Annotated in this window: 10 protein-coding genes; 5 read left to right on the top strand and 5 right to left on the bottom strand. The window is 70.6% G+C overall.

Annotation, left to right across the window (positions count from 1 at the left end; all coding sequences use genetic code 11):
* Positions 1-121: 121 nt before the first annotated feature.
* The 4 genes from I3V78_RS24085 (at position 122) to I3V78_RS24075 (ending at position 3413) form a co-directional block, all read left to right on the top strand.
* Positions 122-1417 carry a hypothetical protein gene (locus I3V78_RS24085; protein ID WP_204490785.1) on the top strand — a complete coding sequence of 432 codons (1296 nt, stop codon included), beginning with the start codon at positions 122-124 and terminating at the stop codon, positions 1415-1417.
* A 30-nt stretch (positions 1418-1447) separates the two neighbouring features.
* On the top strand, positions 1448-2071 hold the full coding sequence (locus tag I3V78_RS24080; RefSeq protein WP_338023734.1) for a DUF6310 domain-containing protein: 624 nt from the start codon (positions 1448-1450) through the stop codon (positions 2069-2071).
* 1 nt (position 2072) lies between these two features.
* Positions 2073-2807 (top strand): DUF5953 family protein, encoded by a 735-nt coding sequence (locus I3V78_RS39450; protein ID WP_239576561.1) that lies wholly within the window; start codon positions 2073-2075, stop codon positions 2805-2807.
* 120 nt (positions 2808-2927) lie between these two features.
* Positions 2928-3413, top strand: a complete 486-nt coding sequence (locus I3V78_RS24075) for a DUF4112 domain-containing protein (RefSeq protein WP_338023733.1) — start codon at positions 2928-2930, stop codon at positions 3411-3413.
* A gap of 21 nt (positions 3414-3434) precedes the next feature.
* On the opposite strand, the gene I3V78_RS24070 is transcribed toward I3V78_RS24075, so the two are convergent.
* From I3V78_RS24070 to I3V78_RS24050, 5 genes are all read right to left on the bottom strand, one after another.
* Positions 3435-4055 carry a glutathione S-transferase family protein gene (locus tag I3V78_RS24070; protein WP_204490784.1) on the bottom strand — a complete coding sequence of 207 codons (621 nt, stop codon included), beginning with the start codon at positions 4053-4055 and terminating at the stop codon, positions 3435-3437.
* 38 nt (positions 4056-4093) lie between these two features.
* The gene (locus I3V78_RS24065) at positions 4094-5065 is read right to left on the bottom strand and encodes a hypothetical protein (RefSeq protein WP_204490783.1); all 972 of its coding nucleotides are present in this window, start codon (positions 5063-5065) and stop codon (positions 4094-4096) included.
* Positions 5066-5196: 131 nt separating this feature from the next.
* A complete protein-coding gene (locus I3V78_RS24060; protein WP_204490782.1) occupies positions 5197-6630 on the bottom strand; it encodes a golvesin C-terminal-like domain-containing protein in 1434 nt (477 codons plus the stop codon).
* A gap of 72 nt (positions 6631-6702) precedes the next feature.
* Positions 6703-7836: an acyl-CoA dehydrogenase family protein gene (locus tag I3V78_RS24055; RefSeq protein WP_204490781.1), complete on the bottom strand. Its 1134-nt coding sequence runs from the start codon at positions 7834-7836 to the stop codon at positions 6703-6705.
* A 38-nt stretch (positions 7837-7874) separates the two neighbouring features.
* Entirely contained in the window at positions 7875-13151 is a 5277-nt protein-coding gene (locus tag I3V78_RS24050; protein WP_204490780.1) for a trifunctional serine/threonine-protein kinase/ATP-binding protein/sensor histidine kinase, read from the bottom strand.
* 121 nt (positions 13152-13272) lie between these two features.
* Between I3V78_RS24050 and I3V78_RS24045 the strand changes: the two genes are divergently transcribed.
* Positions 13273-13506: a hypothetical protein gene (locus I3V78_RS24045; RefSeq protein WP_204490779.1), complete on the top strand. Its 234-nt coding sequence runs from the start codon at positions 13273-13275 to the stop codon at positions 13504-13506.
* Positions 13507-13569: the final 63 nt, after the last annotated feature.

Below are 13569 nucleotides of genomic sequence, written 5' to 3'. Positions count from 1 at the left end.
CGACCCCTCCGCTGGGAGCGCGGGTGTTGCTCCGGGAGGCGCTTGGCCCGACTGTACGGGGGTCCACGCCTCCCGGCGCGCCGGCGCCCGCTGCCGCCGGTGAACCCGATGGGATTCCACCATGCCGCTCCTGCTTCCTTCCTTGCTGTGGAGCCTCCTGGGCGCCGCTCCCGCCTCCACCGACGCGCTGTGTGCCGGCCGCGCGCCCTGCCGGGTCGTCGAGACCCTCGCGGCGGGGATGGATGCCCGGGGCCAGCCCCTGAGCGTGGTGCACCTGGACCTGGGGTGGTTCGCCTTCGATGACGTCCCCGAGCGCCTGGACCGCAAGCTCGGCCCGGGCCGCAAGGAGCAGGGCCGACTCGTGGAGAACGACTGCGCGGCCGCCGAGTGGTGGGCGGTGTCCCCGGAGTCCTCCCAGTTGCTGCTCGCGGTGTGCAACGACGGCTACGGGAGCGCGGAGAAGGGCGAGGACGTGGTGAAGGTGAAGGACGGCCTGGTCTCCCATTCCCGGACGGGCGGCGGCGGCCAGCTCTGGCGCCACACCCGCGTGCTGCGCCTGTCCCCCTGGTCCTGGGTGCGCGAGGGGCACGTGAACTTCGCCGCGGGACGGGACGACGTGGAGGACAGCGCGCTCTGGGACTTCACCACGCTCCAGGGAAGCCGGTCGCTCGGGCCCTCCTTGTGCAAGGACGGCCCCTCCGCCCCCAACAAACGCACGCTGCCCTATCTGCCCCGCGTGGCGATGGACGCGGCCTACCTGGACGAGGGCTGGAAGCGGGTGGAGCTGGGGGCCTGCGCGCTGCCCGCGAAGCACGCCGTGGGGGGCAAGTCCCACGCGGCGCGCGATGCCTCGCTCAAGGCCCTGCTGGTGGCGCCCGACGTGCTGATCCTCGAGGTGCGGGACGACCACTGGGTGGGCGAGGGCGGCACGCGCTGGCGCGAGGAGGATCATGTGCAGCTCTGGCTGGGCCCCCAGTCCCCGGAGGCCCTGACGGGCTGTGGCAAGCCCGAGGCCGGGGAACGGCTGGTGCAGTGGGCCCTGGGCGTCACCACTGGCTCGGTGTTCCTCGCGTATGGCAAGTCCCTGGAGAAGCCCGAGGTGGAGCGCGTGGAGCTGCGCGGGGCGGGCCAGGCGCTCGAGGGGTACCGGCTCAAGGTGACGCTGCCGGCCGGGAGCTTCGCGGGCATGGGCCTCGCCTACAGCGACACGGACCCGGGCCAGGAACACGCGCGGCTGCTGGCCACCAGCCCGTTGAAGTTCTCGCGTCCGGAGACGCTCAACATCGTGCGCGAGGTGCCCGCCACGGAGGGCACATGCGAGGCGCGGGGTGGCGCGCTGGAGGTCGTCCCCACGCCCGCGCGGATCCGGGGGCCGGACGTCGCCGTGTTCCCCGCTGGAACCGCCTCGGGCTCGTGAGGTGATGCGACTCGAAGCCTGGGGACTTGAATGCGAACCGTGTTTCTTCTGATGCTGTCTGGCTGCATGACGAGCGCGCCGATGCCCCGTGACCAGGTCGTGGCGCCTTGGGTGTCACCCCTCGTCGGGCCCAAGCCCATTGCACTTCCCATCCCCATGGGAATGACGCCGCCCGTGCCCGTCATGGTAGACCCCCAGCCGCCTCAACAGCAGGAACCCGCCCCAGCGCCCAGCGCGGAGGATGCTGGTTCAGAGCGACGCCCTCCCGTTCCGTTGACGTCGCCGCCCAGGCCTGAATGCATCCCTGTCAAAAGACCGCATCGAGGTGGAGATGAGTTCCACAATCTGTGCGCGGACAGAGTGCCCCATAACGCATTCTCCGGCTTCGATGCGTTCGTCAACGGCAAGCACTTCGACGCGCTCCAGCTCCGCTCCCGAGTGCTGTGGGAGGTCAAGACCGACAATTTCGAGACATATTCCCCCTTCCTTCGCAGGAAGGTGATCGAGGAACAGGTGTTCGAGCTGTCACATGAGCGGGAACTCGCACGACTCTGTGGATTCGACTTCCGCGTCGGGGTGAGGAGTACCGCGCATGAGAAGGCGCTGAAGGACGCGGACTTCGACCTGAGCATCATCATCATGGATTGGTGCTGACATGGCTGCCGAGCAGCGGACTTTCATCCTGATCACCTCTGCCCCCGCGCTCGCGGACGAGGATGAGAGACCGCTGGCCATTGTACGGGGACTGGAACATACATTTCCTGGATTGAGATTGGACTGGGAGGTCTCCAAAGAGGGGCGTCCCATTCCTTTATCGCATCGCGAAGCATGGCTCGCCGCTGCGGCGTCTCGCCGCAAGTTGCCTCTGCTGTGTAATGGAGATGAGCGTTACCCCATCACGGTTTTTGGATTCGAGAAGCCCGTGGGCCTCTCTCCAGCAGGGCAGTCACGACTCGAAATCCATGTGGAAGCACCCCTCGACTCAAGCAGCATCCCTGTCGTGGCGAATGTTCTGGAAGCTGTCGCGGAAGGTTCGCGTGCCTCCTGGGGACGGGTCCTCCCAGATGGAGTCGGGGGGAAGATGGCGGAATTGCTTCGTCATCGAGCACGCGAAGATGCTGCTCCTCTTCGGGGGGTTCCACACCCCTTGGGGTGGCTGAACTACTGGTCGGCCGCTACCGCGAAGGCACTTGGATTTCCCGATCCCGCGCGTGATGCGGAGTGGCTGGCACTCGCACGGAGGACCGCGACGGGTGGATGGGTGCTCCAGATGACGACCGACCCGCTCGACCTCGACAACCCAGCCCACCTCGCGGTCCTGCTACGTGCCTACGCCCGCTTCCCGGAGATGGGCGGAGGCCCACCTCACAGCGGAGAGAACGAAGCTTGAGGCTGGAAGCCACGAACCTTGAGCCCGTCCGCCGGGTACCGCCTCGGGCTCCTGAGGTGAACAGTCCCTTCTTCCGCGCGAGGGCGCGCCACGGCCTCGCCCTTGTGGATTCCGCGTCCCGTGCGCATCTGCTGGGCCATGACGCCCGCTGCTGAACAGGAAGCCCTCGCACAGGTGCGCCGGCTGGCACGGGCCCTGGACAACTCCATTCCGCTCCCGGGCGGCTATCGCATCGGGTGGGACGCCGTGCTGGGCCTCATTCCCGGTCTGGGTGATGGGGCGGGCGCGCTGCTCTCCGCCTATATCGTCCTGCAGGCGGTGCGCCTGGGCGCCTCCCGCTCGGTCCTCGCGCGCATGGTGGGCAACGTGGCGCTGGAGACCGTGGTGGGCGCCGTTCCCTTGTTCGGGGACGTGTTCGACGCGGCGTTCAAGGCCAACGCGCGCAACGCGCGGCTGCTGGAGGCCCATCTGGCCGCGCCCGGCGCCACCCGACGCGCCAGCCTCGCGTGGCTCGTGGGCATCGGCGCCTTGCTCGTGGGCGTGTTCGTCCTGGGCGTGGTGCTCACCGTGCTGGTCGTGCGCGCGCTGCTGTCCGCGCTGCAGTGACGTGGGAGCCGAGCGCCCGCGCTAGCGCGGCGAGGGCACGGCGTCGGTGATGCGCACGTGTCCGGGCTGGGCGCGCACGCGCTCGCACCAGTCGAGGATGGCCGGATAGCGCCCCAGGTCGAAGCGGCCTTCGTGCGCCACGTGGGTATAGGCATACAGCGCGATGTCCGCGAGGCTGTAGTGCCCACCCGCGAAGAAGGGCCGCTTGGACAGCTCGCCCTCCATGATGTCGAGCGCGGCGTAGCCCTTCTGGATGCGCTCCTCCAGCTCGCGCTCCTTGCCGGGGGGAATGCCGAAGAACGACAGCCAGGCCCGCGCCACCGCCACGTAGGGCTCGTGGCTGTACTGCTCGAAGAACATCCACTGGAACATCCGCGCCCGCTCCAGCCGGTCCGTGGGGACATAGGGCGTGCCCTCGCCGAAGTAGCAGAGGATGGCGTTGGACTCGGCGAGGAACACGCCGGGCGACAGCTCCACCGTGGGCGTCTTGGCGATGGGATTCATCGCCTTGAACTCCGCGGTGCGCGCCTCGCCCGCGGCCAGGTCCACCTCCCGCGTCTCGAAGGGAATCGAGAGCTGATGCAGCAGCAGCCGGACCTTGTAGCAATTCCCAGAGGGATGGAACTGGTAGAGCTTGATCATGGCGAGGACGCAGTCTACGCGTCCTCGCGCGGAGCGTCCTACTCGTCCTTCTCGACGACCGTGAAGTAGTCCATCACGCGCTGCATGTAGCCCGTGCCCGCCTTGAAGCCGCAGTAGAACTCGTATGCGCCGCCCGTGAGCAACGAGGCGGAGACGGTGAGGATCCGCACCCGCAGGTCTCCCGATTTGGCCGTGGCCATGAAGAGGCGGGGAATCGTTTGTTTGTAGACCGCGCCGCTCATGCCCGCGTACAGCATCGTGCGCGTGAGGAAGTCCGAGGTGTCGTAATCCTTGGCGGGATTGAAGAGCAGGGCCATGTTGCCGGTGAACTGGCCGTACAGCTTGCTGATGGGCGCGTAGGTGAAGCCCGGCGCCAGGTCCATCACGCCCTTGCCCATGAGCACGACGCCCGTGAGCCACCAGGGCGTGAAGTGACGATCGATGCCCATGTCCTTGTAGGCGTCGTTGTGCGCCACGGTGTAGCCCTTGACGAACTGAAAGTGGTGGTACCAGCGCTGGAGGAAGGACGCGCCCTCGGGCAGGGGCGGCGGCGCGCGATTCTTGGCGCTCTGCGACAGGGCCACGGAGAACCCGGGCAGCGAGACGCCTCCCTTGCTGAAGGTGTCCATCATCGACAGCGAATGTCCGGCGATCTTCTTGCCCATCCAGGACTGATCCGCCACGTACTGGTAGTTCGCCTCCAGCGTGGATTGGACCAGCTTGTAGGTCTCGCTCGCTCCATGTTCTTGCGCGTGCTCGGTGAGGCTTTGCAGATAGGCCTTGTACTGCTCCTGCTGGGCCTGCTTGTGCTTCTCCTTGGCGAGCCGCAGCAGGATCTGCTTGTAGGGCGTGTAGATGGAGAAGACGCCCCCGGTCTCGTCCTGGTGCTCGTGCGCCATGAAATTGGGCCGCACCGACCAGTCCCGCCCGAAACATTTGAGGAGGACGGACTGCGTGGGGTAGGCCGACTTCGTCGGCGCGTGGGACCGGTGCGAATTCTCGGGGGTCATGGCTGTCCTCCGGGGGGCGGGAGCGAGGGGGCTTCGGAGCGGGAGGATACCACCGGGGATTTCCGTTTTGTTGGGTTTTGAAAGAAAGGGGGGGGAGGTGACCGGGGCGGCCCCGGTCACCCCCGCGCGGCTCAGCGCACCTGGATGGCGTCCGCGACGACGTAGGCGCCCGCGGTGGTCCAGCGGCTGAGCTGCACCTTGTTCCAGCCCGCGGTGAAGGACCACGTGCCGAGCGTGTTCCACCGGCCGCCGTTGAGCTGCTGGTTGACCTTCACGTTGGCCAGCTGCGTGCCGCTCGCGTTCCAGACGACGAAGGGCGCGGCGGTGGCGCGGTCGCTCGCCGAGGTCCACCAGGCGTCGATCGTCTTGGTGGCCGCCGCGGGCAGGTAGAACCAGAACGTGGCCGGCTCGGACACGGACGCCGTGGCGCAGGCCAGGTAGTTGGAGCCGTAGTAGCCCGCGACGTTGGTGGAGGCGCTCCAGCAGCCGCCGGTCAGCTCGATGTAGCCCTTGGTCTGATCGTTGCTGGCGTTGTTGTTGTCGATGACCAGGCCCGGGGCCGGGGTGGTCCCGCCGCCGGACGTCCACAGGTACGTCACGTCCACCCAGTCGTTGTTGCTCAGGCCCAGGTCGGTCCAGAACGTGCCATCGGCGATGTCGATGCCGGCGGGGTTGGCCGGCCGACGCCCGAATTGATCCAGGCCGCCGTTGAAGCCCTCCTGGTAGGCCGCCTGCGCCTCGGGCTTGCCCTGGGGCAGGGTCTTCCACATCTCGCGCACGCTCGAGACGTTCCAGTAGTCATCCTTCGTGTTCCAGGGGCCCACGTCCCAGACCGACGTGGTCGTGCACTTGCCCGTCTTGGGGTAGCAGACCCGGACCTGGTACTCGGAGCCGCCGTTGGACGCGAGGCCCCGGCGCGAGGGCAGCGCCACGAAGCGATCATTGGACTTGATGACGTGGCCGTTGGCCGTCGTGCCGCCCACCAGGCCCTCGCGCGTGGCGAAGACGCGGTAGGCCAGGGCCGCCAGGGGCCGGGGCTCGTCGTGCTCCGGGGCGCCCTCGAGCAGGCCCTCCAGCCGGACCTCCTGGACCTGGGGGCCCCGGCCGTGCTCGTCCGCCAGGAGCGCGAGCCGGACCTGGACCTCCGTGCCCGCCTGGGGCAGGCGCACCGCCTCGCCCGCCTCGGAGGTGCGCCACTCGGTCCAGGCGCCGCTGGCCGTGCGCACCCGGACGTCCACCTCCACGCCCATGCCGGGCCCGACTTGCGCCTGGAGCCGGGGCTGGAGCGTGTCCACCGTGCGCGCCAGCGTGCGCGCGGGGAAGGTGTAGAGGCCCGTGAGCTGGCGCAGGCCCTCCGCCCGGCGCATGACGGCATAGGGCTCGTAGCGCAGGCCCTCGCGGGTGTGCACGAGCTCGCCCGTGCCCTCGCCGCGCTCCAGCGCCTCCGTCCAGTCCAGGGCCACGGGCACCTCCAGGCCCTCGCGCGGGGCGGCGGGGGACTCCGGGGAGGCGAGCGCCACGCCCAACATCATCGTCATGAGAACGGACCGCGACTTCGAACGCATGGGGGAAATCCCTTCAAGAATGGGAATTCCAGTTTACCCGTTTCTCATGCGGTGAGAAGGCGGGATCCGCACTCACAGCGTGGCGAGGTTCGCTTCCTGGCCGAGCAGCACCGCGCCGATGAGTTCGCGCAGGGGCTGGCCCACCATGGCGTGCTGGGTGGCGGCGTGGACGTCGCGCAGGCAGCGCTGCAGGGGGCTCGCGCGGTGCACGGCCGCGCCGCCCGCCACGTCGTACATCCGGTCCACCACCCGCGCGGCCTCCCGCGTGGCGTGCACGTAGGCCAGGCGCAGCTCGGCGCGCTGGCGGGGCGTGGCGTCCTGGTGGCGCGTGGCCTCGAACGCCGTGTGGACGGCCTCGTGCAGCAGCGCCCGCGCGGCGCGCAGGGTGGCCTCGGCCTCGGCCACGGCCGTGTGCACCGCGGGCCGGTGGGCCAGGGCGGGGCGCGCGAGCGCCCTCAGCTCGTCGAGCGCCCGGCGGGCGATGCCCAGCGCCACGGCGGGGATGCCCACCGCCAAGAGGCCATAGGCGGGAAGGCGGTACAGGGGTCGATCGATTCGGGGGCGCTCGGTGCTCAGGGACAGACCGCGCTCGGCGGGCACGAAGACGTCCCGCGCCTCCAGGTCCACGCTGCCCGTGCCGCACAGGCCCGCGGCGTGCCAGGTGTCGTGCAGGGTGACGTCCTCGGCGGGGAAGAAGAAGATGCGGCTCACCGGGCGCTCGCCATTCATCACCGGCTGGCCGTCCTGGGTCACCCACGCGCCGCCCGTCAGCCAGCGGCAGTTGGGCGCGCCGCTGGCCCAGGCCCACCGTCCGGTGACGCGGTAGCCCCCCTCGACCCGCTCGGCCCGGCCCAGCGGCGCCGCCACGCCGCCGGTGACCATGTCCGGCACGCCGTAGATGGCGCGGGCCACGGGCTCGGGCAGCCACGCGGCGCACATGGCGGTGAGCGCGCCGATCATCACGCACCAGCCCGTGGACCCATCCGCCCACGCCAGCGCCTCCAGGACGTCGATGACGTGCGCGGGGTGCAGCTCGTGGCCGCCGTACGCCTCGGGAACCACCAGGCGGAAGAAGCCGGCCTCGGCGAGCTGTTGGGAGAGGTCCGCGGGCAGCCGGCGGGCGGCTTCGATCTCCTCGGAGCGCCGGGCCAGCTCGGGCGCCAGACGCCGGGCGGCGGCGAGCAGGGGATGCGGGGGTGGGGTCATGCCCGGCAGCGTAGCCGGAGGCGGCCCCCGCCCGCGCCTCACACGAGCGGCAGCTCGAGCGTGGCCGTGGCGCCCTGGCCCGGGCCCTCGCTGTCCAGGGTGAGCCGGCCGCCCAGCCGCTTCGCCGCGAGCGCGCTGGAGTGCAGCCCCAGGCCATGGCCCCCTTCGCGGGTGGTGAAGCCCTGGGTGAAGAGCCGGTCGCGGATCTCCGGGGCGATGCCCATGCCGCTGTCCACCACCTGGATGCGCGCCAGGCTGCCTTCCGCCGAGAGCCGCACGTGCAGCCGCCGGCGCTCCTCGGGTAGCGCGTGCATGGCGTTCTTGGCGTTGCTGATGAGGTTGACGAGGATTTGCAGGGCCTTGTGTTTGTCCAGGCGCACCGGCGGCAGGGGCGTGAGCTCCTGCGAGACAGCGATGCCATGGCGCACGAGCGAGGGGAGCTGGAGGCTCAAGGCATCGTCGACGAGCTGGGACAGATCACACTCCTCGGTGAGCAGGGCGCCGCGGGTGTGGTTCTGCTGCACCTGGACGATGGCGCGGATGTGATCCATGTGTTTGCCCATCGCGGACATGCTCTCTTGCAGCAGCGCCTTCTCGCGCAGCAGCTCATCGCCGAGCGCGCCCAGGTAGGCGGGCAGCTGGGCGCCCCGGGGATCCCGGGTGAGGAAGTCGGGCAGGTCGCCGGCGTGCGACTCCAGGAGGGAGGAGACCTGCTTGAGGCGGCCCATGCGCGAGGCGCTCACCGTCTCGGTCATGGTCTGCAGGTTGACGACGGCGCTGGTGAGCACGTTGCCCACGTTGTGCAGCACGTTGGAGGCCACCTCGGCCATGCCGGCCGCGCGGGCGGCGCCCACCAGCCGCGCCTGGGCGCGCTTGAGCTCGAGCGTGCGCTCCTCCACGCGCTTCTCCAGGGCGTCGTTGGCCCCGCGCAGCGCCGCCTCGGCGCGCTGGACCTCGGCGTAGAGGCGGGCGTTCTCGATGGAGATGGAGGCCTGGGCCGCGAGCTGGCCGAGCAGCCCGAGGCGCGCGGGGGTGAAGGCGTTGCTGACCAGGCCGTTCTCCAGGTACAGCACGCCGCGCAGCTCCTCCTGGCGCAGCAAGGGCAGACAGAGCACGGAGCGGGGCCGGCCGCGCTCGAGCCAGGGGTCGCGGGAGAAGGCGTGGGGCAGGGACGCGTCGCCGATGAGCACGTGCTCGCGGGTGCGGCGCGTATAGGTGATGAGCGTCCAGGGCAGGCGGCGCTCGTCGGGCGTGGGGGTGGCGTCCTCGGCCGAGGGCCCGACGACGGCCACCGCGACGAGCTTGTCGCCCCGGGGCAGCAGCAGGGCCGCGCGCTGGGCGCCGGCGTTCTCCAGGGCGGCGCGCAGCAGCGTGGCGGCGAGCCGCTCGAGGACGATCTCCCCGGAGATGGCCTGCTGGGCCTTGACCAGGGTGAGCGCGTCGATGCGCGTGGACTCCGTGTCCGTGACGGTCTCCTCGCTCGTGGGCGAGCTGGCCAGGTGGGGCCAGAGCGCGTCCAGGTGCTTGACCTTGCCCAGGGCGCCCCAGCGGGCCCACGCGTCCCGGGCCTTCTGGGCGTAGGCGTCCGCCACGGTGGCGAGCTCCCGCTCCAGCCAGAAGCGGGCGGCGAGCTCGCAGGACAGGGCCACGTGCTGGGTGAAGTCCTGGGCGCGGGCGGCGCGCTGGGCGTCCTCGTAGGCGCGCACGGCCTCCTGGTCCCGGCCCAGCACCCGCGCCAGCTCCGCGGCGGCCATGCGCTCGGGGGCGCGGAAGTTGTCGGGCTGGTGGGTGGCCCACTCGGCCAGCTGCGCGTGGTGCTCGTGCAGCTGGCGCAGGGCGTCGGCGCGCCGCTCGGGCGGCAGCGTCGGGTAGCACGCCGCCAGGGTGAGCGCGCGGAACAGGTGCAGGTCGAGGATTTGAATCTGCCCGAGCGAGGCCCACGCGAGCTGCGCGGCCCGGTCCCCCGCCTCCAGGGCCTCGGCATACGCGCCGGCCAGGTAGCGCGTCTGCATCTTGAGCAGCCAGTACCAGCAGCGCATGGTGCTCATGCGCGCGGGGGTCAGGCCGGCCTCGAAGGACGCCTCGTCGAAGTCCTCGCCGCTCAGCGTGCCGAAGGGCGATACGCCGCGCAGCTGCCGCACGTAGCGCTGGATGTGGAGCACCAAGAGCTGCATGTCCGGGAAGCTCGCCTTGCGCAGGAAGGCCAGCCGGGTGACGGACTCCTGGTCCACCTCCGCCAGATCATGGCCCAGCATGAGCCGCAGCGTGACGAGGTGGCTGCTGCAGAAGCTGGCGATCTGGAGATCACTCGCCTGGAGCGCGTGGTGGAAGCCCTGGTGCAACAGCTCCAGGGAGTCGCCGAGGGGCTGGGTCCAGTTGTTGAGGACCTCGAGGATGTAGAGCACCTTGCCGCGCATGTGCGCGATGTCGTGGCGCTCGATGACGGCCCAGGCGAGCTGGCCGAAGCGGTGGGCCTCCGGGTAGCGCTTGAAGGTGGGGCCGAGCACCACGCCGTACCAGGCGTAGCCCTGGGCGGAGAAGCCGTTGTTGCCGTGGCGGATGCTCAGCGCCACCATGCGGCACAGGCTGACGATGAGCAGCCGCGTGTCGGTGAAGTACGCGGGGGCGAACAGGGCGCCGAGCACGCTCATCACCGCCTCCATGTCCGGATCGCCCATGCGCGGCAGCTCCACCAGGCTCTCGATGGAGCGCGCGCCGAGCAGGGCCCACACCTCCTCGTTGGCCTCGCGCACCTCGTCCCAGGTGGGCTGGGGCGACATGGGCACGCCCATCTGCGTGAGGCACTCCACCAGGCAGGCGATGGCCGCGGGGACCTGGCTGCTGGCCACGTGGATGCTGCTCTTGAGGCGGTAGACGGCCGCGGTCTCCGGCCGGGTCCGGGCCCGGGGCAGCAGCTCCTCCACCAGCGCCCGGGCCTCGGCGCCGTGGCCGCTCATGAGCTCGCACTGGGCCCGGTCCAGTTGGATCTGGAACGTGAGGGCCGGCTCGTGCTCCCACGGCGCGTCGGGCAGGAGCCGCGCGGCCATGGCGAGGTAGGTGAGGGCCGAGTCGAAGGCGGTGGAGGCCTTGGCCTTGCGTCCGGCCTCGGCGTTCAGGCGCGCCACGCGCAGCCGCTCGGCGCCGTCGTCGAGCAAGTCCACGCCGGCGTTGAACTGGCTCGCGATGTCGAAGAGCCGCGCCTCCACGTCCTCGGGTGGGAGCCGCTCGAGCATCAACCGGCCGATGCGCAGGTGCACCGCCTGGCGCTCCTCGTCCGGGATGAGGGCATGGGCCGCCTGCTGGATGCGGTCGTGCAGGAAGCGGTAGCGCTCCTCGGGCCGGGCGCGCGTGAGCAGGCCCTCGCGCAGCGCGGGCTCCAGGCCCACGTCCACCTCCGCGTCCGAGCGCCCGGAGAGCAGCGCGAGCATGGACGGGGCGACGGCCGTGCCCACGCAGGCGGCGAGCCGCAGCAGGTGCAGCGTGTCGCGCGGCAGCTGGCGCAGCTTGCCCGCCATGAAGTCCACGACGTTGTCGGAGTAGCCCCGGGCGCGGATGGCCTCGGCGTCCCAGCGCCAGCGGCCCTCGGGGGTGCGCACCAGGAGCCCGTCCTGGTGGAGCGTCAGCATGAACTGCAGCAGGAAGAAGGGGTTGCCGTCCGTCTTCTCGCGCGCCAGGGTGGCCAGGGGCGCGACGACCGCGGGGCCCGCGCCGGGCAGGGCGTCCGTGACGAGCTGGCCCACGTCCTCCAGGCTCAACGGCTCGAGCCGCAGCTCGTTCAGGCGCGCCCCCGCGTGGCTCAGCCCCGCCAGCGTCTGAAAGAGCGCGTGGGCGGGCCCCACCTCGTTGTCGCGGTAGGCGCCGATGAGCAACACGGGCGGCGTCTCCGGGTGGGTGAGCAGGTGATGGATGAGCTGGAGGCTGGACAGGTCCGCCCACTGCAAGTCATCCAGGAAGAGGACGAGGGGGTGCTCGGACGTGGAGAACACGCCGAGGAACTGGCGGAAGACGCGGTTGAAGCGGTGCCGGGCCTCGGCCGGGGGCAGCTCCGGAACGAAGGGCTGCGCGCCGACGACGAGCTCCAACTGCGGCACCACGTCCACGAGCACCTGGCCATGGCCTTGCCAGACGTCGCGCAGGTGCTGGCTCCAGCGCGCCAGCTCCTCGTCGGTGCTCGCCAGCAACTGCTGGGTCAGTCCCCGGATGGCCTGGGCGATGGTGGCGTAGGGGATGTCGCGCCGGAACTGGTCGAACTTGCCATGCAGGAAGAAGCCCCGCTGACGCACGACGGGCTTGTGCAGCTCGTGCACCAGGGCGGACTTGCCAATGCCCGAGTAGCCCTGGATGACGAACAGCTCCGGCCGGGCCTCGCGCGACACGCGCTCCAGGCCCTCGAGCAGCGCCTGGGCCTCGGCGTCCCGGCCATAGAGCCGCTGGGGCAGCTGGAAGCGCGAGGGGAAGTCGTGCACCCCGAGGGGGAAGTCCTCGTCGAGGCCGCGCGGCAGGTTGTCCCGGCAGCGCTCCAGGTCCGCCTTGAGCCCCTCGGCGCTCTGGTAGCGCTCCTCGGCGACCTTGGCCAGCAGCTTGAGGACGATGCCGCACAGGGCGGTGGGCAGGCCCGGCACCCGCTCGTGGGGCGGCTGGGGCGCCTGGGCCATGTGAGCGTGGAACCACTCGAGCGCGTCGGCCCCCTGGAAGGGCCGGCTGCCCGTGAGCAGCTCGTAGAGGGTGACGCCCAGGGAGTAGAGGTCCGTGCGGTAGTCCACCGCGCGGTTCATCCGGCCGGTCTGCTCCGGGGAGAGGTAGGCCAGCGTGCCCTCGATCAACGAGGGTGGGGCGGCCTCCACGTGCTCGACGCGCTGGAGCGTGGCGGTGCCGAAGTCGATGAGCCGCGTCTCCCCGGACGGGGTGACGATGATGTTGGAGGGCTTGATGTCCTTGTGGATGACCCCCCGGCGGTGCAGCTCCGCCAGGGTGCCGGTCACCGACAACGCCAGCTCCAGGGCACGCGCCACCTCGAAGGGACGGCCCACCAGCTCGGACAGGGGCTGCCCCTCCACCGCCTCCAGGAGCAGCAGGGGCCGCTCCTGGCGCAGCTCGCACGCGTGCACCCGCGTGACACCCCGCACGTCCTGAAGACGCTCCAGGATGCGGAACTCCCGGCGGTAGCGCTCGATGGCCAGGGGGCCCAGCGCCGAGCTGACGGGCGTCTTGAGGATGAGGGGCGTGCCGTGCGCGTCACTCACCGCGTGGAAGAGCAGGTTGGAGCCCGTGGCCTTGATGGCTCCTCGCAGGGTGTATCCGGGAATGTTCAACATGCCGTGGGGGAACGGGGGTCCAAGGGGGAAGGAAGCGGGCAGCCAGCCAGGAGGGAGGCCGGAGCGGGGGCTCGGCCTCACCCTTCTTGTGGGCACCACGGGACATGCCCAGTGTCCCCGCATGATGACACACACACGGTGGGTTCCGGCCTGGATGCTGTTGCTGCTCGCTCCCCTGGTGGCTTTCGCGCAGGGGATGCCAGCCGCGGGCGAGTCGATGAACCAGGAGGTGGTCCACAGCCCCCTGCTCTGGGCCTGGGTGGCGATCCTGGCGGTGGCCGTCGTGGCCTTCGCCATCGTCGCGGCACGGCTCTCCCGGCACCGGCGGCCGCCGAATCGTCCCGCCATGCCGTGAGCGGGACCCGACCGGACGCATGGAGTGGAGGGCTCATGAGCGGATCACGGTGACAGGTTTTCA

Origin of the sequence: Archangium primigenium (genome assembly GCF_016904885.1) — a bacterium.
GTDB classification, from domain to species: Bacteria; Myxococcota; Myxococcia; order Myxococcales; family Myxococcaceae; genus Cystobacter; species Cystobacter primigenius.
The sequence above is the reverse complement of the archived record's forward strand: the minus strand, read 5'-3'. Positions and strand labels throughout refer to the sequence as shown.